The 20,767-nt window shown below is 58.7% G+C and carries 29 protein-coding genes; 10 read left to right on the top strand and 19 right to left on the bottom strand.

Translation table 11 applies throughout. The features are described from left to right. Positions 1–13: 13 nt before the first annotated feature. From CAF74_RS19690 to CAF74_RS19680, 3 genes are all read right to left on the bottom strand, one after another. Positions 14–361, bottom strand: a complete 348-nt coding sequence (locus CAF74_RS19690) for a metalloregulator ArsR/SmtB family transcription factor (RefSeq protein ID WP_085747440.1) — start codon at positions 359–361, stop codon at positions 14–16. A gap of 118 nt (positions 362–479) precedes the next feature. Further along, complete coding sequence (locus tag CAF74_RS19685; protein ID WP_085747439.1) at positions 480–1,100, bottom strand: LysE family translocator; 621 nt, start codon at positions 1,098–1,100, stop codon at positions 480–482. Between the two features lie 43 nt (positions 1,101–1,143). Next, positions 1,144–1,611, bottom strand: coding sequence for a metallophosphoesterase family protein (locus tag CAF74_RS19680; protein WP_085747438.1), 468 nt, complete (start codon positions 1,609–1,611; stop codon positions 1,144–1,146). 170 nt (positions 1,612–1,781) lie between these two features. On the opposite strand from CAF74_RS19680, the gene CAF74_RS19675 reads away from it, so the two are divergent. Both CAF74_RS19675 and CAF74_RS19670 read left to right on the top strand, forming a co-directional pair. Continuing rightward, a complete protein-coding gene (locus CAF74_RS19675; RefSeq protein WP_085747577.1) occupies positions 1,782–2,021 on the top strand; it encodes a hypothetical protein in 240 nt (79 codons plus the stop codon). Between the two features lie 285 nt (positions 2,022–2,306). Beyond that, the gene (locus CAF74_RS19670; protein WP_007955324.1) at positions 2,307–2,783 is read left to right on the top strand and encodes a hemerythrin domain-containing protein; all 477 of its coding nucleotides are present in this window, start codon (positions 2,307–2,309) and stop codon (positions 2,781–2,783) included. A gap of 57 nt (positions 2,784–2,840) precedes the next feature. On the opposite strand, the gene CAF74_RS19665 is transcribed toward CAF74_RS19670, so the two are convergent. Then, on the bottom strand, positions 2,841–3,650 hold the full coding sequence (locus tag CAF74_RS19665; protein WP_085747437.1) for a DUF1206 domain-containing protein: 810 nt from the start codon (positions 3,648–3,650) through the stop codon (positions 2,841–2,843). Positions 3,651–3,856: 206 nt separating this feature from the next. Here CAF74_RS19665 and CAF74_RS19660 point away from each other — a divergent pair, with 206 nt between their 5' ends. The 3 genes from CAF74_RS19660 (at position 3,857) to CAF74_RS19650 (ending at position 5,425) form a co-directional block, all read left to right on the top strand. Beyond that, positions 3,857–4,087: a hypothetical protein gene (locus tag CAF74_RS19660; RefSeq protein WP_085747576.1), complete on the top strand. Its 231-nt coding sequence runs from the start codon at positions 3,857–3,859 to the stop codon at positions 4,085–4,087. 106 nt (positions 4,088–4,193) lie between these two features. Further along, positions 4,194–4,433, top strand: a complete 240-nt coding sequence (locus tag CAF74_RS19655; RefSeq protein ID WP_085747436.1) for a hypothetical protein — start codon at positions 4,194–4,196, stop codon at positions 4,431–4,433. A 140-nt stretch (positions 4,434–4,573) separates the two neighbouring features. Further along, complete coding sequence (locus tag CAF74_RS19650) at positions 4,574–5,425, top strand: LysR family transcriptional regulator (RefSeq protein ID WP_085747435.1); 852 nt, start codon at positions 4,574–4,576, stop codon at positions 5,423–5,425. Between the two features lie 5 nt (positions 5,426–5,430). On the opposite strand, the gene CAF74_RS19645 is transcribed toward CAF74_RS19650, so the two are convergent. Continuing rightward, complete coding sequence (locus tag CAF74_RS19645; protein WP_085747434.1) at positions 5,431–6,885, bottom strand: MFS transporter; 1,455 nt, start codon at positions 6,883–6,885, stop codon at positions 5,431–5,433. Positions 6,886–7,114: 229 nt separating this feature from the next. On the opposite strand from CAF74_RS19645, the gene CAF74_RS19640 reads away from it, so the two are divergent. After that, positions 7,115–7,873 carry an SDR family NAD(P)-dependent oxidoreductase gene (locus CAF74_RS19640; protein WP_085747433.1) on the top strand — a complete coding sequence of 253 codons (759 nt, stop codon included), beginning with the start codon at positions 7,115–7,117 and terminating at the stop codon, positions 7,871–7,873. A 120-nt stretch (positions 7,874–7,993) separates the two neighbouring features. Here the strand turns inward: CAF74_RS19640 and CAF74_RS19635 are convergent, their stop codons facing one another. The 4 genes from CAF74_RS19635 to CAF74_RS19620 all read right to left on the bottom strand — a co-directional run bounded on the left by CAF74_RS19635 (position 7,994) and on the right by CAF74_RS19620 (position 10,430). Further along, positions 7,994–8,911, bottom strand: coding sequence for an AraC family transcriptional regulator (locus CAF74_RS19635; RefSeq protein ID WP_085747432.1), 918 nt, complete (start codon positions 8,909–8,911; stop codon positions 7,994–7,996). Positions 8,912–8,992: 81 nt separating this feature from the next. Next, positions 8,993–9,250, bottom strand: a complete 258-nt coding sequence (locus tag CAF74_RS19630; protein ID WP_039773158.1) for an Atu4866 domain-containing protein — start codon at positions 9,248–9,250, stop codon at positions 8,993–8,995. Positions 9,251–9,269: 19 nt separating this feature from the next. Then, positions 9,270–9,488 (bottom strand): hypothetical protein, encoded by a 219-nt coding sequence (locus CAF74_RS19625; protein WP_085747431.1) that lies wholly within the window; start codon positions 9,486–9,488, stop codon positions 9,270–9,272. Positions 9,489–9,665: 177 nt separating this feature from the next. Then, entirely contained in the window at positions 9,666–10,430 is a 765-nt protein-coding gene (locus tag CAF74_RS19620; protein WP_085747430.1) for an SDR family NAD(P)-dependent oxidoreductase, read from the bottom strand. Between the two features lie 286 nt (positions 10,431–10,716). On the opposite strand from CAF74_RS19620, the gene CAF74_RS19615 reads away from it, so the two are divergent. Continuing rightward, positions 10,717–11,661: an AraC family transcriptional regulator gene (locus tag CAF74_RS19615; protein ID WP_085747429.1), complete on the top strand. Its 945-nt coding sequence runs from the start codon at positions 10,717–10,719 to the stop codon at positions 11,659–11,661. A gap of 180 nt (positions 11,662–11,841) precedes the next feature. Beyond that, positions 11,842–12,576 carry an SDR family oxidoreductase gene (locus CAF74_RS19610; RefSeq protein ID WP_085747428.1) on the top strand — a complete coding sequence of 245 codons (735 nt, stop codon included), beginning with the start codon at positions 11,842–11,844 and terminating at the stop codon, positions 12,574–12,576. Positions 12,577–12,645: 69 nt separating this feature from the next. Here CAF74_RS19610 and CAF74_RS19605 read toward each other — a convergent pair whose 3' ends face one another. The 6 genes from CAF74_RS19605 to CAF74_RS19580 form a co-directional block, all read right to left on the bottom strand. Next, positions 12,646–13,563 (bottom strand): helix-turn-helix domain-containing GNAT family N-acetyltransferase, encoded by a 918-nt coding sequence (locus CAF74_RS19605; RefSeq protein ID WP_085747427.1) that lies wholly within the window; start codon positions 13,561–13,563, stop codon positions 12,646–12,648. A gap of 71 nt (positions 13,564–13,634) precedes the next feature. Next, complete coding sequence (locus CAF74_RS19600; RefSeq protein ID WP_085747426.1) at positions 13,635–14,312, bottom strand: phytanoyl-CoA dioxygenase family protein; 678 nt, start codon at positions 14,310–14,312, stop codon at positions 13,635–13,637. Positions 14,313–14,319: 7 nt separating this feature from the next. Beyond that, positions 14,320–14,721: a hypothetical protein gene (locus tag CAF74_RS19595; RefSeq protein ID WP_085747425.1), complete on the bottom strand. Its 402-nt coding sequence runs from the start codon at positions 14,719–14,721 to the stop codon at positions 14,320–14,322. Positions 14,722–14,746: 25 nt separating this feature from the next. Next, positions 14,747–15,070 (bottom strand): gamma-glutamylcyclotransferase, encoded by a 324-nt coding sequence (locus CAF74_RS19590; protein WP_085747424.1) that lies wholly within the window; start codon positions 15,068–15,070, stop codon positions 14,747–14,749. Next, entirely contained in the window at positions 15,021–15,326 is a 306-nt protein-coding gene (locus CAF74_RS29690; RefSeq protein ID WP_085747423.1) for a hypothetical protein, read from the bottom strand. The genes CAF74_RS19590 and CAF74_RS29690 overlap by 50 nt, the downstream gene beginning before the upstream one ends. 18 nt (positions 15,327–15,344) lie before the next feature. Next, the gene (locus CAF74_RS19580; protein ID WP_085747422.1) at positions 15,345–15,776 is read right to left on the bottom strand and encodes a VOC family protein; all 432 of its coding nucleotides are present in this window, start codon (positions 15,774–15,776) and stop codon (positions 15,345–15,347) included. A gap of 208 nt (positions 15,777–15,984) precedes the next feature. Between CAF74_RS19580 and CAF74_RS19575 the strand changes: the two genes are divergently transcribed. Beyond that, a complete protein-coding gene (locus CAF74_RS19575) occupies positions 15,985–16,431 on the top strand; it encodes an anti-virulence regulator CigR family protein (RefSeq protein ID WP_011333836.1) in 447 nt (148 codons plus the stop codon). A gap of 79 nt (positions 16,432–16,510) precedes the next feature. Here the strand turns inward: CAF74_RS19575 and CAF74_RS19570 are convergent, their stop codons facing one another. Next, complete coding sequence (locus CAF74_RS19570; protein ID WP_085747421.1) at positions 16,511–16,816, bottom strand: hypothetical protein; 306 nt, start codon at positions 16,814–16,816, stop codon at positions 16,511–16,513. A 240-nt stretch (positions 16,817–17,056) separates the two neighbouring features. Here CAF74_RS19570 and CAF74_RS19565 point away from each other — a divergent pair, with 240 nt between their 5' ends. Continuing rightward, positions 17,057–17,314: a DUF2790 domain-containing protein gene (locus CAF74_RS19565; protein WP_085747420.1), complete on the top strand. Its 258-nt coding sequence runs from the start codon at positions 17,057–17,059 to the stop codon at positions 17,312–17,314. Positions 17,315–17,359: 45 nt separating this feature from the next. Here CAF74_RS19565 and CAF74_RS19560 read toward each other — a convergent pair whose 3' ends face one another. The 3 genes from CAF74_RS19560 to CAF74_RS19550 form a co-directional block, all read right to left on the bottom strand. Further along, positions 17,360–18,295, bottom strand: a complete 936-nt coding sequence (locus tag CAF74_RS19560) for a LysR family transcriptional regulator (RefSeq protein ID WP_085604450.1) — start codon at positions 18,293–18,295, stop codon at positions 17,360–17,362. A 72-nt stretch (positions 18,296–18,367) separates the two neighbouring features. Beyond that, positions 18,368–19,318 carry an aldo/keto reductase gene (locus CAF74_RS19555; protein WP_085747419.1) on the bottom strand — a complete coding sequence of 317 codons (951 nt, stop codon included), beginning with the start codon at positions 19,316–19,318 and terminating at the stop codon, positions 18,368–18,370. Positions 19,319–19,340: 22 nt separating this feature from the next. Next, complete coding sequence (locus CAF74_RS19550; RefSeq protein ID WP_085747418.1) at positions 19,341–20,759, bottom strand: efflux transporter outer membrane subunit; 1,419 nt, start codon at positions 20,757–20,759, stop codon at positions 19,341–19,343. Positions 20,760–20,767: the final 8 nt, after the last annotated feature.

The raw sequence follows: 20,767 nt of genomic DNA, 5'->3' as shown, positions 1-20,767 counted from the left end.
GAAAGCCTGAGGCTTAGCAGCAAGCGGAGGTGTTGAGCGGGCGATCGCCCATGACCGCCAGCCGCGCGCTGTTTTCTTCCAGCCAGGCGGTGTTGGCGGCGAGCGTGGTTTCAAGCAGCGTGCGAATCCATGCCGGCAGATCAGGGTTGAGCCGGTAATAAACCCACTGGCCCTGACGACGATCCAGCAACAGACCGCAGGTGCGCAGTTGCGCGAGATGGCGGGAGATTTTCGGCTGACTGTCGTCCAGCGCGCAGACCAGTTCGCAGACACACAACTCACCTTCACGGGTGATCAGCAGCGTGGCCCGGGCGCGGGTTTCGTCGGCGAGGCATTTGAAAACGGAGGCGGGGTTGAGCATGACGATGCCTTCAGAACATATGGTTGTCCGAATATACGGATATCCATATGTGATGGGCAAGTCTTGAGTTTGATGAAGTGGCAGCTCTCGACCGAAGGTGTGTTTAGCGCAGGGCGCCTCAACGCTTGCTGAAGGCCAACCGCGCGGCAAACAACACGAAAATCATCCCGGTGGTGCGATCCATCCAGCGAATCACCTTCTCGCGCCGCAGGAACCCGGACAGTGGTTGCGTCGCGCCAATCAACACCAGCGACCAAGTCAGCCCGAGCACCACGTGAATGCTCACCAACCCGAACGTCCAAGGCACCAGCGGCTGACCTTGCGGAATGAACTGCGGCAGAAACGACACGTAGAAAATCCCGATCTTCGGATTCAGCACATTCCCCAGCATGCCCTTGAAAAACCAGTTCGCCCCCGGCTTGCCGTGGGCCTCGGCCGGTGCCAGCGAACGGCGAGGGCGCAGCAGCATGTTCAACCCCAGCCACGCCAGATACGCCGCGCCGCAATACTTCAACAGGTTGTAGGCCAGCTCCGACACCGCAATCAACGCCCCCAACCCAAACGCCACCGCCGCGCCCCACAACAGACAACCGGCGTTGATCCCCAACGCCGCACGCAAGGCCTGCTGCTTGCTCTCGACGGTGGCGGTGCGCAGCACCAGCGCGGTGTCGAGACCGGGCGTCAGGGTCAACAGCGTGGCGGCGAAAGTGAAGGCGAGGAGGTTGTCAGCGATGGACATGGTGCGAGGGTTCCCTGTTCTGGATGCGGGAACGGTAGCGGTTTCAGGCGGGGGGATCCAGCAGGGAAATCAGGCGCGGTTCGATGCGGTCAGGTTGTATTTCGAGGATCGCCAGCGTGACCGGTAACTTGAAACGCCGAGGGCCGGCGCTGCCGGGGTTTACGTAGAGACGCTCACCGCGCCATTCGATGCGGGGTTTGTGGGAGTGGCCGGTGATGATGAGCCTGATGCCCGGATCGAGATCGGCGGGAACGTCGGCGATGTCGTGGACGAGGAGGGTTGGCCAGCCGTTGAGGGTGAAGGTCAGGAGGTCGGGAAGGTTTTCGGCCCACGGGCTGTTGAGGTCGTTGTTGCCGCGCACGGCGTGAACGGGGGCGATTTTGGCCAGTTGGGCGAGGATGTCCGGGTTGCCGATGTCGCCGGCGTGGATGATCTGGTCACAACCCTGGAGCGCGGTGAGGGCTTCGGGGCGGAGGAGGTTGTGGGTGTCGGAGATCAGGGCGGTTTTCATGGATATCTCCGTTGACGTTTTGAAAGACGAATTGCTGGTTCGGTTATATATGAAGCCATTTAACGGTATCAAATAATTTGAACCGCTTCAGGACGCTCTCGCCTAATGATCAGCTTGTGGAAAAATTCATAGGCAATGTGCCAATACCGGCACTTCGAGAGGTGGTCGACGTGGCTAAAGAAGAGAAGAAAAATAAAGGTGAGTCCTCGAAAAATGCCAAGGAATTGAAAGACAAAAAATCGTCCCCGACGAAAAAGTCAGCGGCAGCCTCGGCGCTTGCCAAATCGTCCGAAAAGAAAGACAAGAAGAAAGATGCCGAACCAAAAAAATCTGACAAGAAAGCTGATGGTAAATCAACCAAAGCTAAGAAATCAGACAAAGCAGAAAAACCGGCGAACAAGAAAAAGTGATATCAGCTAGGGCTACTGGCCCTAGCGTCCTCCACCTGTATTTCCAATATTATTACCTCTCGCAGCCGTTGCCGTGTATTGGTTCACTTCCGCTATTTGCAAGAACCTCAACCCCTGCTCATGCAGAGTGCATGCTTATATTTGGCCATCATATTGCGCAAGCCGTTGATGTTTAATGCCATTTAAAAGCTGAGGTGCTGGCACAAAATATGCGAGATCTATCTGGAATAACGCAAGAATTGCCGACCTGGATCGGCGAACAATAATCCGTGATAGAGGCCTCAAATGAACGCCATCGACCTTCTGAAAACTGACCACGAAAAAGTTAAAGGCATCCTGAATCAACTCAGTGAATCCACCGATCGCGCATTAAAAAAGCGGGCGGAGTTGCTGGACAAGCTTGAACTGGAAATTACCATTCATACCCAGCTCGAGGAGCAGATTCTGTATCCGGCTTTCAAGGAAGCAGGCGGTAAGGAACAGGATGAGATGTACTACGAGGCGAAAGAAGAACACCGCACGGTAGATTCATTGGTATTGCCAGACCTGAAGTCCACCGATCCTTCTACACCCGAGTTCGCCGGCCGCGTGAAGGTGGTCAAGGAGCTTTTGGAACACCATATCGAGGAAGAGGAAACCGAGATGTTTCCCCAGGCCAAAAAGCTGCTGGGCAATGCCAAGCTCGAGGAGTTGGGCAAGGAAATGGAAGTGATGAAGGCTTCACTGAAGAAAAGCCTCAGCGGGTCGAATATGGCGGCCTGAACGAATAGATAGACGGACCTGCGGCGCGATCAAAAGCCCGGCGTAATGCCGGGCTTTTCATTTGGCTACGCCTGGCACATCCATGTTTATCTTGCGCCAACACGCTTCAGAGAAACTGTAGACCGAGAAGGCAATCAGCCCCAGAGCCATCACCATCAAGACAAGCCATCCAGCGGGTAGATTCTGGAGTGCGTCCAGCGCTTCCTTCATGCCGGGTGGGTCCATGGCTTGATAAGCGGAACCGCTCACTGCCAGCAGCAAGGCAGTTTCTATAAACACGACTCCGCGGGCGATCAGGCCGAATTGTGACACCGGACGGACGTAACGCATGACCTCGTCGTCGGCCTCAAAATACTTTTCGAACGAAGCCTTCCATCCCTTGATGATGTGAGCCACTCCAACGCCCAGTGGTATGAGCGCGATCAGATACAGCAATAAATTCGAGTGTTCCCACGACAGAAGATGCGCCAGCCAGTCTTTGGTTTGCTCTCCTGAATGGCTCGAGTTTCGGGTGCCGCTGACAAGCAGGCCCAACGCGAAAAACGCTAGAGCACCATTGACCAAACCTCCTGCAAACAGGCCTGCACGAATCACCAGACCCTTGAATTGCGTGCCGTGATGATCGACATCGCGTACGGCTTGCAGGACACGCCATGCCGAAAATGCAAGCAGACCCGCCACCACAAGTCCCACCAGAAAATAGCCGAACGGTTGGCTCAGCAAGGCCTCCAGGCTCTTGTGACTGTCCTTCGGTTTTGTCGAGTCATGGGCTGCCATCAAGGCAAATATACCGATGATCAAATAGAGCATTCCGCGGGAGGCGTATCCACCCCGAGCGAGTATTACCAGGTTGCGCTGCGCGGACATTGGATTTACTTCCGAGAGGTCATAAAAGAGCAGACCCTCCTTTCTGGAGGGGGTTCTATTACAAGTCGTAGATGATCGCGCAAACTGTGGTCCCAAGGGCGATGTGAGCTGTTGTTGCGGGCTGAACGATCCTGACCCATCATTTGGGTTTCAGCGGTTATCGCTGTCGTGTATTGGATGTCGAATTGAAGGTATTGGGTGGCGATGTGGAAGGCGTAGTGTTGGGCGAGAAGATTCAGCGTGAAGCAGATCGACTGCTGGCGCAGATTGTCCGGGCAGATTCGATGATCATTGCTGTCAAGGCAGGGGCGCGGGCGGATGGATTCGTGCTGGGACTGGAAACCGGCGGAGCTTTGCGTGCCGGCGATGCCGAACGGCTGTACATCATTTTTGAAGCCGCACTGGTCGAGCGTCTGAAGTCCTTGTCGCGAGGCTGATCAGATCACGTGACTGGATCGAAATTCATGAACAGTCATCTGCTTGAACTATAAGCTGACCACTCAGTCAGGATAGGTGCCGATTACCATTCTGAGGGTGTCATCCATGCTCAATTACACGATCACGTACCTGTTCAACGACCAGCCCCGTACCCATCAGCTCGAACTGAAGCAGCCTGAATTGCCCATTCAGGACGCGGCCATGCACTTGTTGCAGTTACATTTCGGGGATGGCGAGAACAGCCTGATCATGCCTGACGCAGACTCGACACCTGAGGAGATTATCGAGCAGGCGAGTCTGGTCGGAATCACTCGAATCGAAGTGGTGGATGCCTTAGGCGAGTAGGGTGATCCGCTCCGACTGAGCCAACGTTCATTTCAAAGCCACTGCTCTTGATAATGGTTTCGAAGCACGTGGTTAAGGGTATTGCTGCGGGACGGCCATTGTTGCAACCTCATCGTTCATTTTCAGTATGGGACGAGGGCATGGACTGGAGTGACATGCGGGTCTTCCTGGCGACTGCCCGCAGTGGCTCGCTCGGTGGTGCCGCCAGGCAGTTGGGGGTCAGTCACCCGACCGTCGGGCGGCGCCTGCAGGTGCTTGAACAAACCAGCGGGCAAACCTTTTTCCTGCGGACGGCTCAAGGGCTGGTGCTCACGGATGTTGGTGAGAGGATTCTCAGTCTGGCGCAGGACATGGAACACAGCGCCTTGGCCATCGAGCGTCGTCTGGCAGGACATGGCGATCAGCCGGAAGGCCTGTTGCGCATATCCTCGGCCGACTGGTTCGCCTGCCATGTGTTGGCGCCGGTCCTGAGCGAACTGGTGCAACGGTATCCGTTGATCGTTCCCGAAGTCATCGCCGGGCATCGTCTGTTCGACCTCGCTCGCCGGGATGCCGACATCGCCTTCCGGATCGTGCCTTTCACCGAACCCGACATCGTCCACCGCAAGCTGACAACCCTGACTTACGGACTCTACGCCGCTTTGCATGCTCCGGCGCCGCAGCCGGACGGTGAAGGCCTGGGGCTGATCCTCATGAACGTTGCCCAGGCTCATTACCCCGACGTGCATTGGTTGCAGCAGCGGTATCCGCGGGCCCGAACAGTGTTCACCAGCAGCAGCCGTACAGTTCAGGCGCAGATGTGCGCGAAGGGGCTTGGCGTTGCCGTCTTGCCCCGCGTCCTCGGCGACTCCATATCAGGACTGCGCCTGCTGGATGAGGATGAGCCGCCACCAGGGCGGGACATCTGGATGGGTTATCACCAGGACATGCGTCAGATGGACCGGCTGCGTGCGCTGGCCGACCTCGCTTCCAGCATGATCGGCGCGGGGTAGCCCCCTCAGGTCAAACGGACAGCCGATACCTCCGGTACATGCACTGGCTGGCGCGCTAACGTCAGGCTTATCGCTGCTCCCACGGCCAGACAGACGGCGATACACAGTACAGCGATAGTGAACGCGTAAGCGATGCTGACTTCCGTAGCCGGTTCTCCCAGCAAGGTATAAAAGACACCGCCAATCAGCGCGACGCTCAGCGATGTGCTGATTTGCAGCGTTGCACTGGTGATGCCTGCGATCATTCCGGCATACGCCGGCGCGACCCGCCCCGTGACTATGCGCATCAGCGTCGGCAGGCCCAGGCCTTGTCCCAGCCCGATGAGGAACAGGATGATCGTGAGTGATGTGAAGGGCGGGGCGAGGGTGGTCGGTGTCACTGACACGAGCCAGCCCAGCCATAGCAGTCCGAAAACCTCCAGTCCCATGCCTATGGGATTCACGTAGCCCCCGAGGATGCGTCTGAGTAGAGGGACCGACAGGGGGCCGAGCAGAAACCCAGCGCCGAACGGCAGGAAAATCAGCCCGGCATGCAGCGCGGTCATATGCAGCGCGCCTTGCAGGTAAATCGAAAACATCAGAAAAAACACACCGATTGAATAGAAGCAAAGCGCGACCAGTAGCGCTCGCCCCAGGCCCGGTGCTTTCAGTACGGCCGGTGCGAGGATGGGGGTCCCACCAGTTCGGTGCAAGCGGTTCTCGTAGCGCCAGAACAATACCGCCAGCACAGGGCTGGCGGCCAGTGAAAGCCATGCCCACAACGGCCATCCCGCCTCGCGACCTTCAATCAAAGGCACGACCAGAGCGGTCAGGGTCAGCATCGAAAATGCTGTGCCCACCAGATCCAGCTTGTTGGCATGCTGCGCACGGGTTTCTTTCAGCACAGGGATGCCGAACGCAATCACCAGCAATGCAATCGGTAGATTAACGAGAAAAATCGCCCGCCACCCCATGCCCAAAACGTCGATTTCAATCAAAAAGCCGCCCAGTGCCTGACCGATCACGGATGCCAGCCCAAACACGGCTCCGTACAGGCTCAATGCCAATGGTCTTTCCGACGCCGGAAAAATCGCCTGCACCGATGCGAGCGCCTGAGGAGCCATTACGGCGGCGGTCACCCCCTGCAAGGCTCGGCCGAGGATGAGGATCCACGGCGAACCTGCCACGCCACACATCAGTGACGCGGCGGCAAAACCCAGCAGGCCAAGGAAGAACATCCGCCCGCGACCGTACAGGTCGCCGAGTCGCCCGCCGGTAATCAGCGTCACGGCATAGAGCGTCGCGTAGGAAGAAATCACCAACTGCTCGGCAGAGGAACCTGTCCCCAAGTCGTCCTGTATCGAGGGCAGCGCGACGTTGACGATAAAAAAATCCAGGGGCGGTAGAAACGCACCGACGAGCAAGATGGCAAACATCAACCAGCGCCGGGGTTCGGACACTTCGATTTCGATTCGAGACATGACAGGCATCCTGTAGGGAAACTCAGGTGTGACGACAAGTGAAAGGCAAGGCTTCGCGCCCGCTCGGACCAAGTCATGGGTCCCAATTTAGGGAGTCACTCCTGCGTTTTCGCCTTACAAAACTGCACGATCAATGTTCATTCCTGTCAGTGCCGCTCTGCTCCGATGACGCTCACCATGAGCAAGGTCGTTTCAGACGACCTCTTTATCAACGACCGAGGAGTCAGACATGTCAGGAAAATTCAGCGATCAGGTTGCCGTAGTGACCGGCGGTTCCACCGGGATCGGATTTTCCATTGCGCAAGCCTTGATCGCCGAGGGCGCCAAACGCGTTTACATCACTGGACGGGCAGCGGTAATGCTGGAGGCGGCGGTTGCCAGACTCGGCGACAAAGCTGTCGCGGTGGTTTCCGACGTCTCGCGCCAAGCCGATCTCGACGCGCTCAAAGCGACAATCCAGGCGCGGGACGACCGGCTTGACGCGGTGTTCGCGAATGCCGGGATCTGTGAGAAAAATCCCCTCGGAGAGACCAGCGAGGCTGCTTATTACGCCATGTTCGACGTGAACGTGAAAGGCGTTTTTTTCAGCGTTCAAACACTTCTTCCCTTGATGAAAGACACTTCGTCCATCGTCTTGACCGCCTCAATCTGCTCCAGCAATGGTATGGAGGGATTGAGTCTGTACAACGCGTCGAAGGCGGCGGTGCGATCATTTGCTCGCACGTGGGCCAACGAACTCAAGGACCGCAAAATCCGCGCAAACGTGTTGAGCCCTGGCTTCACACGCACGCCGCTGATGGACAACGGGCTGAAAATGAGCGAGAGCGACATCGCTGCACTACGCCAATACGTCGAGCAAATCACGCCACTGGGCTACATGGCACAACCTGAAGAAATCGCCAGCGCGGCACTGTTTTTGGCCTCGGTCGACGCCAGATATGTGAACGGCGTGGAGCTGATGGTCGACGGTGGTTTGTCGCAAATCTGAAGTCTCTGTCGCTGCGAACCGCCTGTTCCACGACATCAACCTCCGATGGTTCCTTCAATAACCGTCGTATTGGATCTTTCCCTGGCGTTCTGCTGCCCTGAACTGGCTCCGGCCAGGCGTTCACGCAGGATGCCGGACCCGGCTGGCATCTCTGGAGGGCGGGCACCCGAACTGGCGACTGTATTCCCGGCTGAATTGCGACGGGCTTTCGTAGCCCACTCGATAACAGGCGCTCGCCACATCCAGCCCTTCGCCGAGCAACAGCCGGCGGGCTTCCTGCAGGCGCAGTTGTTTTTGATACTGCAGCGGACTCATGGCTGTCACCGCCTTGAAGCGATGATGCAATGTGGAGTTGCCCAAATTGGCGACCCGGGCGAGTTCTTCGATGCGCAAGGGTTGGGTGTAGTGGTTGTTCAACCAGTCGATTGCCCGTGTTACTCGCCGTGTTTGCGAGTCGCCGAGGGCAAGCTCATACAGACGACGGCCGTGCACACCCCGCAGGAGGCGGTAATACAACTCGCGAAGGGCGAGCGGTGCCAGCATGCCGATGTCTTTCGGTGTTTCCAGCAGCCGGACCAGCCGCAGCATGGTTTCCAGCAGGGGTACATCGACTTTCTCAAGAAAAAGGCCAAGCTCCGGCTCGTCCGGGACGCCTGCCGGCGGAGCGTCGGCGATGACCTGAGCGATTTCCGTGGGCTCGAAATCAAACCGGATACACAGGTAGGGCGCCTCCGGGTTGGCCATCAGCACGCGACCGGACACCGGAAGGGTGACCGAAACCACCAGGTAGCTGAGGGGGTCGTAAAGGTACTGGTCGTCACCCAGGCCGATTTCCTTTTGCCCTTGCACGATCAGGCAAAGTGCCGGTTTGTGCACGGTATGGATCAGCTCCGAAGGTGCATCGAAACGGATGACATGCAGGGGCGCTATGGCGGTCTCATAGATCCCGGGTGTGGTAAAGCGTTGCGTCAGCAGGCGAACCAGTTCGTCACGGTAGACGGCTGTGTTTTGAAGGATGAAAGCATCGCTCTGTTCCATTTCAAGGCTCTCACAAGTGTTGATGAACGTCTGCCTGAAGCTTTTCAGGCAGACGATATTCGCCCGACATCATCAAAGTACTCATTGCCGATAGAGGATCATTCCGGCGTGATACAGCACGTCGTCATGAAAGTGGCCATCAGCGGTGAAGCCGGTGTCGTCCCAGTACTGGATGTAATCACCGACCAGTTCATAGCGGCCCTGATAGGCGCTCTTGTTTTTACCACGGGCCTCGTCGTAACGACCAGTCGTCAGAAGCTCATGACGGATGAATCCATCCGCGGTGACCCACATGCCTGCGTAACGATGGTCCTGAGTGGTTTTTTTGGCATCTTTCATCACTTTTCTCCTCGGATTTTCAGACTGAGCCGATACGGCCCAAAGCCGTGCGATCAGAGCCGTTTTCGGCAACGCGAAAACCCGGAGTGCGATCACTGCCACCTTCACTCACGCGCATGCCGGGAGTTCGATCAGCACCGTCAGCGGCCAGGTACAGGCTGGTCGAGGAAAGGTTGATCGCGCAGGCCACCATCGCGCCGATCACCAGTGAAAGGGAAAGCCGTTTTGCGTTTTTCATTGTTCAGTCCTCATTGACGTTGTTCATCTGAGCGGCCTGCCGTGGCCTGTGTGTGCATCCGTTGCGTGCTTTCAGATTACGTAGCCGAGCGCAGCGGTGTTAGGACGAAACTGCCGCAGATTTGCCTGATCCTCTCGGGTTGGTCGGGCATGTCCTGCGGCGCGTTTGTGCTGCGGCTCAGCCGGCCGTGACCGTCATGCCGCCGTCGGCCATGACCACCGAACCGACCATGAAGCTGGCCCGGTCCGAGGCGATGAACGCGACCACTTCGGCGATTTCTTCCGGTTGGGCGGCGCGGCCGATCGGTGCGGCTTCACCATGTTGGGCGAGAAAGGCAGGGCCGTCGTCGACCACATTGTTGAGGATGTTGGTCACCACATCGCCGACACCGACAGCATTGACCCGGATGCCGTGGCCAATGACCTCAAGCGCCAGGGTGCGCGTCAGTTGGGCCAGCGCGCCTTTGGAGGCGGTGTAGGCCGCAATGGTGGGGAAGGCGAAATAGGAGGCGTAGGACGCGATGTTGACGATCGATCCGGACTTGTTGGGTATCATCGCTTTGACCGCCTCCCGGCTATGCAAAAAGGCCGCCGTGGCGTTGACCGCCTGAATGCGCTCCCAGTCTTCGCGGGTCATGTCGATGACCAGTTTATTGATGATGATGCCGGCGTTGTTGACCAGAATGTCCAGCCGCCCGAATTGCTCGACGGCCAGGGCGACCGCGCGCTCGGCTGCCCCGTCCTGAGTGATGTCGGCCACCAGGGGGACCAGGCCGGGGCGTGCCAGTGCTTCGACCTCAGGGTTTATATCTTCAGCAATGACCTGGGCGCCGCGGGCATGCAGCAGCAGTGCGATGGCCTTGCCGATGCCACTGGCCGCGCCAGTAACCAGCGCGACTTTACCGGCCACTTCGTTTGGGGTGCTGTTCTTGAAGTCGGTCATGATGTTCTCCAGCGTTTTTTGATCGAGTAGGGATAAGCCGTGTTGGCGCCTGCGAGGCGCTGTCATCGGCGACGGGCCTACTGTCTCGCAGCGGAGTGAGGTCGGCTTTCGTGAGATTGCCCACGCTGTCGGGGTTTTGCGCTGAATGTCAGTGAGCGAGGCTTGGTGCTCGATTCAACCCACGGCAAAAGCCCGATATTATCGAGCCGGTCTGCTGACGCGGCGTGCGGGCAAGCATCGGAGACCTGTCTGGCTTCGCACAGCAGAATCTGAAAAGGACGAGTTCATGGCAAATACCGGGCGTACCTCCCAGGACGCGTTGTCGACATCCTCTCGAGACTTGCGCATCACCGGCGAGTCGATGGGTGAGTTCCTGCCAGGCGAACCCCAGGCGTTACCCTCGCACCCGGAAATCACGGACGTGGTGATTCAGCTGTTTACCCATCGCAGCGTTACTGAGCCCATTCTCGTGCCTGCAGTGGTGGAACCGCTGCTCGTTCTGGTTCTGGCCGGGGCGGCGACGGTAGAGGAGCGCGCATTGGGTGGCGAGTGGGAAGCTGCAGATGTCAGTGCCGGCGATTTTTTCCTCACCAGTTCCGATGAGCCGTATGAAATGCGCTGGCAGACGCACGGAGGCGATACCTTCGAAGTCATGCATCTTTATCTGGGGCTGCCCTTGATCGAGCTAGCGTCTCGAGAGCTGTCGGGCCAGCACGCCGGGCCTGTGCGTTTGCGCGATGTTTCAGGGGCACGGGACGGGCGCGTCGCGTTTGTCATGGAGCAGTTGCGCACCGAATTGCTTCTGGAACGCACGCCCAGCGCGCTTTTCGCCCGCTCTCTGGCGCAGGCGCTGGCCGTGCATCTGGTGCGCAGCTATCTCGCTGAAAGCCAGCCCGGGCGTCGGGTCAACGCCTTGCAAGCCTACAAACTGCGCAAAGTCACCGACGCCATGCGCGCGCAACTGAGCGCTGAATTCAGCCTGGCAACACTGGCCAGCCTTGCCGAGCTGAGCGAGTACCACTTCAGCCGCCTGTTCAAGCGGGCGACGGGGCTGTCGCCATCGCAGTACTTCATTCGCATGCGTATGGTTCGTGCGCGGCAACTGCTACTGGAAACCCGCCTTAGCATCATCGACGTCGGGCTGGAGGTCGGTTACTCAAGCCCCAGTCACTTCTCGCAGGTCTTTCGTCGTGAAGTGGGCGTAACGCCCAGCGAGTTCCGTGGAGCGTGAGCGGCGCTTCATTACAAATTTGCAGGCGATGCACACAGACACGAATAGGCAAAAGTTGCGCAGGTTTCGGCACGCGTCGAACAGGTCTGCGCCCTTAATCTTTTCGACGTACCCCGCAGCAACGAACGCGTCTTCAGCGGTCGGTGCTGAACCTCAATGCAGACAGCAGGAGCTACGGATATGTCGAACATTCAAAACAAAGTCGTCCTGATTACCGGTGCAAGCAGCGGTATTGGCGAAGCAGCGGCCAGGTTGATCGCCGCCAAAGGCGCGCATGTGGTCCTCGGTGCCCGCCGTACCGAGCGTCTGGACAGACTGGTCAGCGAGATCCAGGCCGAAGGTGGTTCAGCAAGTGCCTGCGCACTGGACGTTACGGATCTGCAATCGATGCACGCCTTCGTGGCGTTCGCCAAGACCCAACATGGCAAGGTCGATGTGATCATCAACAACGCGGGCGTGATGCCGTTGTCTCCGCTGGCCTCGTTGAAGGTCAACGAATGGAACCAGATGCTCGATGTCAACGTGCGTGGCGTACTGCATGGTATTGCCGCCGTCCTGCCGGACATGCAGGCGCAGGGTTTCGGTCAGGTCATCAATATCTCGTCGATTGGTGGCCTCGCGGTTTCTCCGACCGCCGCGGTGTACTGCGCGACCAAATTCGCGGTCAGGGCTATCTCGGATGGCCTGCGCCAGGAAACGGACAAGATCCGCGTCACCGTGGTGTGCCCGGGCGTCGTCGAGTCCGAACTGGCCGATACGATTTCCGATGAGGTGGCCCGCGAGGAAATGAAAGCCTTCCGCCGTGTGGCGCTGAATGCAGACGCCATTGCGCGAGCGCTCGCCTATGCCATCGAACAGCCCGATGATGTCGATGTGAGTGAGATCGTGGTTCGTCCGACTGCCAGTCCGCACTGAGCCGTTCCGGGCGCAATCACCCGTGGTTTGTGCCCCGTTCTGCCTGGCTATAAAGACTGGGCATAGACCTCACAAAGCAATCGCCCACGTCTGACTGACCAAATCCTTGCCGAAGCTGTGAATCGGCTCTTCCTCGACCAACTCAAACCCCGCCCGCTGGTATAACCGGCGGGCATCCACCAGATTGCTGGTAGTCCACAGAATCATCTTTTTGTAGCCGACATCCCGGGCAAAACGCAGACATTCCTCGACCAGCCGATTGCCGATCCCCAAACCCCGCGCACTGGCATCCACGTAGAGCATGCGCAGTTTCGCGGTGGTTTCGTCGTGGCGGATGACGAACACCGAACCCACCACCTTGCCGTCCTTCTCCGCGATCCAGCAGCGCTCGCCCGTGGGGTCGAATTCGCGCAGGTATTTGGCGACGACCTCTGACACCAGCGCTTCGAACTCTGAATTCCAGCCGTATTCACGGCTGTAGATCGCGGTTTGCTGATGCACCACCAGACCCATGTCACCGGGCTGCGGATCGCGCAGCAGATAGGTCGTCGGCTGGCCGCCCTCGAGTAGCGTCTGGATCTGCTTCATCGATGCGATCAGTTGCAGTTGCTGCGGTTCGGACAGGCGTTCGAGCAGGGTGATGACTTCTTGTCGCGAGGCTTGCTCCAGCGGGGCGAGGATCTTGCGGCCGAGGTCGGTGATGTGCAACTGACTGGCGCGGGCGTCGGTGGTGGAGGGCACTTTCTGGATCAGGCCTTTTTTGTCGAAACCGCTGATGAGGCGACTCATGTAGCCCGCGTCGAGGCCGAGCATCTGGCGCAGGTGGGTGCTGGTCAGATCGCCCTGGGACGCGAGCTCGTAGAGGATGCGCAGCTCGGTCAGCGAGTAGTCGCTTTGCAGCAAGTGTTCCTGCAACACGCCGATCTGATGGGTGTAGAAACGGTTGAACTGCCGGACGATGTCGGCGCGGTCGGTGATCGTGGACATGGCGTGGTGCTCATATGTTTGCTTTAGGCAACTATATAGTTGCCTGAGGCAATCAAGTCAAATGAATGGTTTCACGATCCGAACGAAAAATCAGCGGGTTCGAACCGCTCGGACGTGTCCATTTGTATGTTGCGCAGGCCCACTGTTTCCAAGTGTGTTGCATAGAGCGAGTCGGAAAAAAAGGTGATCAACAGGGCGCGACGGCGTGCGCCGCTGGAGTTCAGGCTGCCCGCGTGGATCAGGTCGGCATCGAAGATCAGAATGTCGCCCGCGTTGCCCGTCAGTTGCACGGATCGGGACTCGTCAGTGAAATCGAAAGGGGGCTCGCCCGAGGTAGGGCGATGGCTGCCGGGTACAATGCGGGTTGCACCGTTTTCGGGGCCGTAATCGTCGAGGTACACCAGCGCGTTGACGGTGTCGCCGGGGCGTTGCGCCGACAAGTCGCGGTGCAGTTGTTGGTGGCCGCCATTGATGAGCGGTTCGCGGCCCTCGACCTGCGAGAGGAAGAAGCGCTCGCCGATCAACTCGCCCACCACCGCCAGCAAGGGTGGCAATCGGCACACGGCTTGAACGGTCGGGTCAGTGTCGAGCTGCGAATGACGCCAGTCGATGCCGCGGGGCACGGGCCATTCGTTTGAGGGTTTGATGTCGGTATCGAATGCGATGCGAAGGGCGGCCAGCCACATGGTCGGAACCGCTCCAAAGAGCAGTGTGTAGCCTTTGCTATGGAGTAGTTCGCGGCTCGTCATGGCTTCATCAGTCTCCCTTTTTACAATCAGGGCGAGTATTGCCGACCGTTATCAAGCCGACGCGAACCTCGGTATCGCTGCCGTAACCCCAAGACAATCGGTTCCCGTAACTCACCAGATCGTAGATTTCGCTTTCGCCAAGTAGCTGATCATCGCGATTGTCGTACAAACGGAAAAACGCGGGAGATTCCCAGCGGACGAACCATTGGGTTTCGAAGGCGTCGTCCGGTGGTGCCTGCGGGTGAAGGAAGTTGGGCAGTAACCAGAAAGGTCTGAAAGTTTGCACCCTGAAGCAGCCATCTGGGCTGATATGAGCTGCGTAATCAGGCTTCGCCAACGCCTTTTCCCACCACTCGGAAACACCCCATAGTCCAACACAAAACACTAGCCCGGCCAGGAGGGTTTTCATCCGTCGAGAAATGGCCGAAGGCCGACTATTTGAGCGCGTAGACATAGGCATCCACTGCCGTCCCGTCATCCAGCGTCACCTTGGTCAACACCCGCTGATACTCAGCCCCTTCAAACTCATCCAGCGCCGCCCAGTGCTCGTGGAAATTCTCGGAAGCGAACACGTAGCCTTCGATCACATCACCATCCTCGGCAATCACCAGACCGGGAAAGCCCATCGCCGCACCCCATCCGGCCTGCGACAGGCGCCCCTTCAGCGAAGCGGCCTGCCACGTGCCGCCGATGTTCAGCATCACATGCTCATTTGGCCGGCCAGGGCCCAAGGTTCCATAAACGAAAAGACGTTCCACGATTGCTCCTGCCAGTCAAAAAAGGGAGGGATCCTGACGGATGAACGATGCGCAGGCAAGACCGCGATCGGTTGTGCGTCGAGCGGGTCAGAAACCCGTCGATCAACGCCAACACCTGTTCCTGGATCACCTCACGGGAACGAGCGCCGCCGTCCGCACAGATGATGCCGTCGCCGGGCGAATACTCTTCGAGCAGGGGAATGGCCGGCGACTGCAATTCGCCCCTTCGAGGCCGTGCCAAATTGTCGTTTTTCATTGTTTTTATCTTCCTTGATCAAATCGTGCAAACAGGACGTTCGCCCAGACGTTCTACCAGTCTTACGAGATAACCGTCCGGATCCTGAACGAGAAATTCACGCTGGCCGACTTCGACATCGTCAGCGCGATACCAGGTGTCTTTGCAGGTTTTATAAAGTGGAATCTGGGCGGCGCCCAGTCTTTCGATGATGGGAGCAACCGCCTCAACGTCGATCTGCAGATTGACGCCTCTTCCGAAGGGCTTGCTCAGTTCCGCCGTCAGCCACTGGCCTGCATTCGGATCTACCTGCTCAAGCATGACTTGAGCGCCATTCAGGTCGAGGTAGGCGAAGCCATCTTCAGGGCGTTGATAAGCGATGGTGAAGCCCAGACAGGAGATCCAGAAAGCGAGGCTGGTCTGCAGATCCGTGACCATCAGTTCTGGAACCAGTTTGTTCCGTTCAAACATGAGTGAATTCCTTTTCGTTGAAGTCGGAGCGGCGGTGCCAGACTTCTTTCCCGCGATAATACGAGTCGGGCGCATGGTAAGCGCGAATCGGGGAGCACCGAAAGCTGCACGCATCGAGAATCGTCACAAACCGCGATGACAGGGCCATCTCTCCATGCCTGTAAAAAAACTGACTAGAATCCACATACACTCTTTCAAGGAACGACCCATGTCCGGTTTACGCACGTTGATTGCGACCACGACCTGTATTGCGCTGTTGAGCACTTCGGTGTCCGCGCTGGCCGATCCTGGCAACGGAAAGGGGCAGGGCAAAGGCAACCCGCATAACAGCCAGGATCATGGCAATCAGGGGAAAAAAGGCGGGGGCGGTTATCAGGGGCACGGCCCGAGTATCGATCGCGGCGGGGTGATCGGGATTGTGGACGGCTATCGTGGCTACTGGACCCCAGGCCCGGCGTTGCCGCCCGGCATCCAGAAGAACCTGGCGCGGGGCAAACCGCTGCCGCCCGGTATTGCGAAGAAGCTCGATGGTCGACTGGTCGGCAGACTGCCGCACTACGACGGCTACGAATGGCAGCAGGTCGGCACCGATCTGATCCTGGTCGCGCTGGCCACCGGGCTGATTTATGAAGTGCTCAATGGCGCCTTCGATTGAAAAATAGACCTGTCCCCATATGAAAAAGCCCGGCGGATAAGGCCGGGCTTTCGTCGGGTACTGCGGTAAAACCCTTCATTCAGACGTTACGACGTTCGATCAGACGGTCCGAACCACCTTCGGCTACCGCATCACTGAACAGCGGGTCCGTTTCGGTTGCGGCCACTGCATCACTGAACAGCGGATCAGTCTGGGTCGCAGCAGCAACCGCATCACTGAACAATGGATCGGTTTGAGTCGCAGAGGCAACAGCATCGCTGAACAGTGGGTCGGTTTGAGTCGCAGCGGCAACCGCATCGCTGAACAGTGGATCGGTTTCAGTCGCCGCAAAAGCATTCAGGGCGAAGATCGAGAAGGCGATGCCGAGGATTGTTTGGCGTTTCATGGTTCTGTACTCCGTGTGCAGTGGGTTGGTATGGAGCAGATCCTACGCTTTCGATTTGATATGAGAACTTCATTGAATTAATGGTTGTTATTGATGCGGTCAATGATTGGCGTCGACCCTATTCATATGAAATCCAGCAACAGTGTTTGTCTATCCCGCCGATATTTCCCCGCCGCCGCAACCCTTAGCATCGTCTCCAATCCGTGAACAAACACGGTCCTCAACGAGACGGTGAACATCATGAATCTCAAGAAAATCGCGCTGGTTTTAATGCTTGGCAGTTTCGGTGCGCACGCTTACGCCGATAACGCGGATGCGGCGAATATCCCGGTCGAGACCTACAGCTCTTCGACCAGTCTGGACATCGAACATGTCATCTCCATCACCGAACCGGCCAACGAATGCGCCCCGGTGCCGGTGCAGATGACCTACGAAGATTCCCATGGCGAGCGCCACGTTCTGCAATATCAAGTAATGGGCACTGGCTGTTCCAGTTGAGTCAGGTGCAGAAGATGGAGGGTCGACACTCCATGTCTGCTGTACTCAAACCGCTTTCTTTCCAACGATGTCTTCATCCGATGCCAGCAATTGCGGGATCGACTGCTTCAGAAACTCCACCCAAGTCTTGATCTTCGCATCGACGAACTTGCGCGACGGATAGATCGCGAACAGGTTCAACTCCTCCAGCCGGTATTCCGGCAACACCCGCACCAGGGTTCCCGCCCTCAAACCATCAACGGCCGAAGCAATCGGCTGAATGCCGATGCCCATGCCTTTTCTGATCGCGATGGTCATGCCGTCGGCGGTGTTGATGTGGAAGGGCGACACAGGAATGGTGATGGTTTCCATGCCTTCGGGCCCTTCGAATGTCCAGTTCTCCACCGGCATCACCGTGTTGACGATGCGCAGGCACTCGTGTTCGCAGAGTTCGCCGGGTGTTTGCGGCAGGCCGCGTTTGGCTACGTAGGCGGGCGAGGCGCAGAGGATGCTGTAGGTGATGCCCAGGCGTTGCGCGACGAAGCCGGAATCCGGCAGGTCGCGGGCCAGCACGATGGACATGTCGAAGCCTTCTTCTAGCAGATCCGGGACGCGGTTGGTCAGGGTCAGGTCGAACATCACCGTGGGGTGAATCTCGCGATAGCGCGCGATGGCATCGATCACGTAGTGGTTGCCGATGGCCGACATGGTGTGGATCTTCAAGCGGCCGACGGGCAGGGTCTGGGCGGTGCCGGCCTCTTCATCGGCTTCGCGCACGTCATCGAGGATCTTTTCGCAGCGCTCCAGATAGCGCACGCCGGCTTCGGTCAGGGCCAGGCGGCGGGTGGTGCGGTTGATCAGGCGTGTGTGCAGACGCGCTTCGAGGGCGGAGATGGCTTTGGAGACGTTGGTGGTGTTGGTGTCCAGCAGCTCGGCAGCGGCAGTGAAGCTGCCGCTTTGGGCGACGGCGATGAAGAAGCGCATGCTTTGGAAGACGTCCATCGGTGTCGTCTCAACAGTCAGGTGGAAAGATTATAGGGGCGACCTCACAGGAGGCCGCCCCTTTGCCATGTGTCACTTCTTGCGGGGGATGAAACCGGGCACGCCGGTCTCGACCACCGAGTTGAAGCGGATTCGCGTCGTGATCTCTTCCTTGATCTCGCGCATCGCCCGGTGCGGCAATGTCGCGATATCGAAGTTTTCCTGAATCCGGCTCGGGTTGGCCGAGGTCGTCAAAAACGCCGTACCCCGTTGCACCGCCCAAGCAAGGGCCACTTGCGCCGGGTTTTTTTGTACGTGCCGGGCGATTCCGGTGAGTACGGAGTCCTCGAGCACATTCGGCTCCATGCCATGCCCCAGCGGGGCGAAGGCGAGCAGGATGATGCCGTGTTCCTTGCAGAATTCCAGCATCTCCCACTCCGGCAGGTACGGATGGGATTCGATCTGCACCACCGCCGGCTTGATCCGTGCGGCGGCGACGATGTCCTTCAGTGCATCGAGGGTGATGTCGGAAAGGCCGATGGACTTGCAGCGACCTTCATCCACCAGTGCTTCAAGCGCACGCCAAGTGTCGATCAGACGGGTCTCGCCATCGTAGATCACGTGCCCGAACGCATCCCGTGGGTCCTGATCGTCGCCGGGCTGGAAGGCGAACGGCGTGTGGATCAGATAGCAATCGAGATAGTCGACCTGCAACCGCTGACAACTGGCTTCGAACGCCGGTTTTACTCGCTCGGGACGATGGTTGGTGTTCCACAGTTTGCTGGTGACGAACACGTCTTCGCGGCGGATGTTGCCCGCCGAAAATACCTGCGCAAAAGCCTCGCCAATCTGCGCTTCATTGCGATAGCGCTCAGCGCAGTCGAAGTGGCGAAAGCCCACTTCCAGCGCGCACTTGACCGCATCGGTGGTGGTGCTCAAGTCGCGAAACAACGTGCCGAATCCCACGGCCGGCATCGAGCCTGCGCCGTTGTTCAGCGGTAGGCGGGTGTCGCGAAGTTCATCGTGAAAGGCTTCGTAGGTCATGTCGTGTCTCCGGTATCTGCCGTTAAAGAAGGGATGAGGTCTTGCGGGTGGCGAGCTTCTGGTCGAGCACACCCACCGAGTTGCCGCCGAGCGCCACGAACAGGCGCACCGAGTCGAGATAACGCGCGGTCTTCACCTGAATCTGCCCGAGCAGCGCCTGTTGGTAGGCGCGTTCGGCTTCCAGCACCTGCAACAGGCTGGTTTCACCCTGGGCGTAGGCCTGGCGATTGAGACGCAGGCTGGTGTCGGCTGCTTGCAAGGCATCGTCCTGCGCCACGTTTTGCTCGGCGCCGTGGTTGAGCGCCTGCAAGGTGTCCGCGACCTGGCCGAAGGACTGAATCACCGTCTGTTGATAGCGGGCGAGTGACGCGTTGTAGCCTTCGACGGCGCCTTCGCGTTCAGCCTTTAGCATGCCGCCATTGAAGATCGGCGCCGTCAGCCCGGCGGCAAATCCCCAGAGTGCGGCGCCGCCATTACCCGACGCGGCTTGCATCAGCGAGGCCGACAGCTCGACATGCGGGTACAGGTTGGCAGTCGCGACACCGACCGCCGCGCTGGCGATGTGCAGTTCGGATTCGGCTTGCAGGATGTCCGGCCGGGCGTGGGCCATGGCCGATGGCAGGCTGACCGGGATGTTCGATGGCAAGGCGAATTCGTCGAGGCTGAAGTCCGGCGCGATCCAGTCCGCCGGGCCTTTACCGGCCAGAATCGACAACGCATGACGCGCCGCATCGCGCTGCTGGGCGAGGGGTGGCAGCAGCGTGCGATCCTGGGCGAGCCGGGTTTCGGCCAGCGAGACTTCGATTTGTGTGGTGCTGCCGCTCGCCTGGGCCCGGCGCACCAGATCGAGGTTTTTCGCGTCGTTGGCCAGCAGGGTTTCCACGGCCTGGATCTGCGCGTTGGCCGACGCCAGCAGCAAGGCCTGACTGGCAACGTCGCCGGTCAAGGTCAGCCAGGCTGCTTCGTAGCGATGCTTTTGCAGATCGGTCAGCGCTTGCTGCTGTTCGACCGCGCGTTTGTTGCCGCCAAACACATCCAGATCGAACGCGACCCGTGGCCCGATCCCGTAGAAATTGGAGACCACCGGTTGCGGGCCATTGTGGGTGCGCTGGCGCCCGGCAGAAGCACCGAAATCCACCTGCGGATAAAGCACACCTTCCGCCGCCGCGACTGAAGCGGCGGCCTGGCGAAGGGTGGCATCGGCCGCTGCCAGTTCGAGGTTGCCGTCGATGGCGCGACGCACGACCTGATCGAGTTTTGGCGAACGGAACGCCGACCACCAGTCGCCATTGATCCGCTGGCCCATCGCGAAATGCTGTTCGGCCGCCTGATCGTAATGCTGCGACGGGCTCTCGGCAGGCCTTTGAAAATCAGGGCCGACGGTGCAGGCGGACAACATCACCAGCATCGCCAGCGGGGTGAAGCGCATAGAAGCTTTCATGGTTCAGA

It is taken from the genome of Pseudomonas sp. R45(2017) (assembly GCF_002112305.1).
GTDB lineage: Bacteria > Pseudomonadota > Gammaproteobacteria > Pseudomonadales > Pseudomonadaceae > Aquipseudomonas > Aquipseudomonas paraglycinae.
The sequence above is the reverse complement of the archived record's forward strand: the minus strand, read 5'-3'. Positions and strand labels throughout refer to the sequence as shown.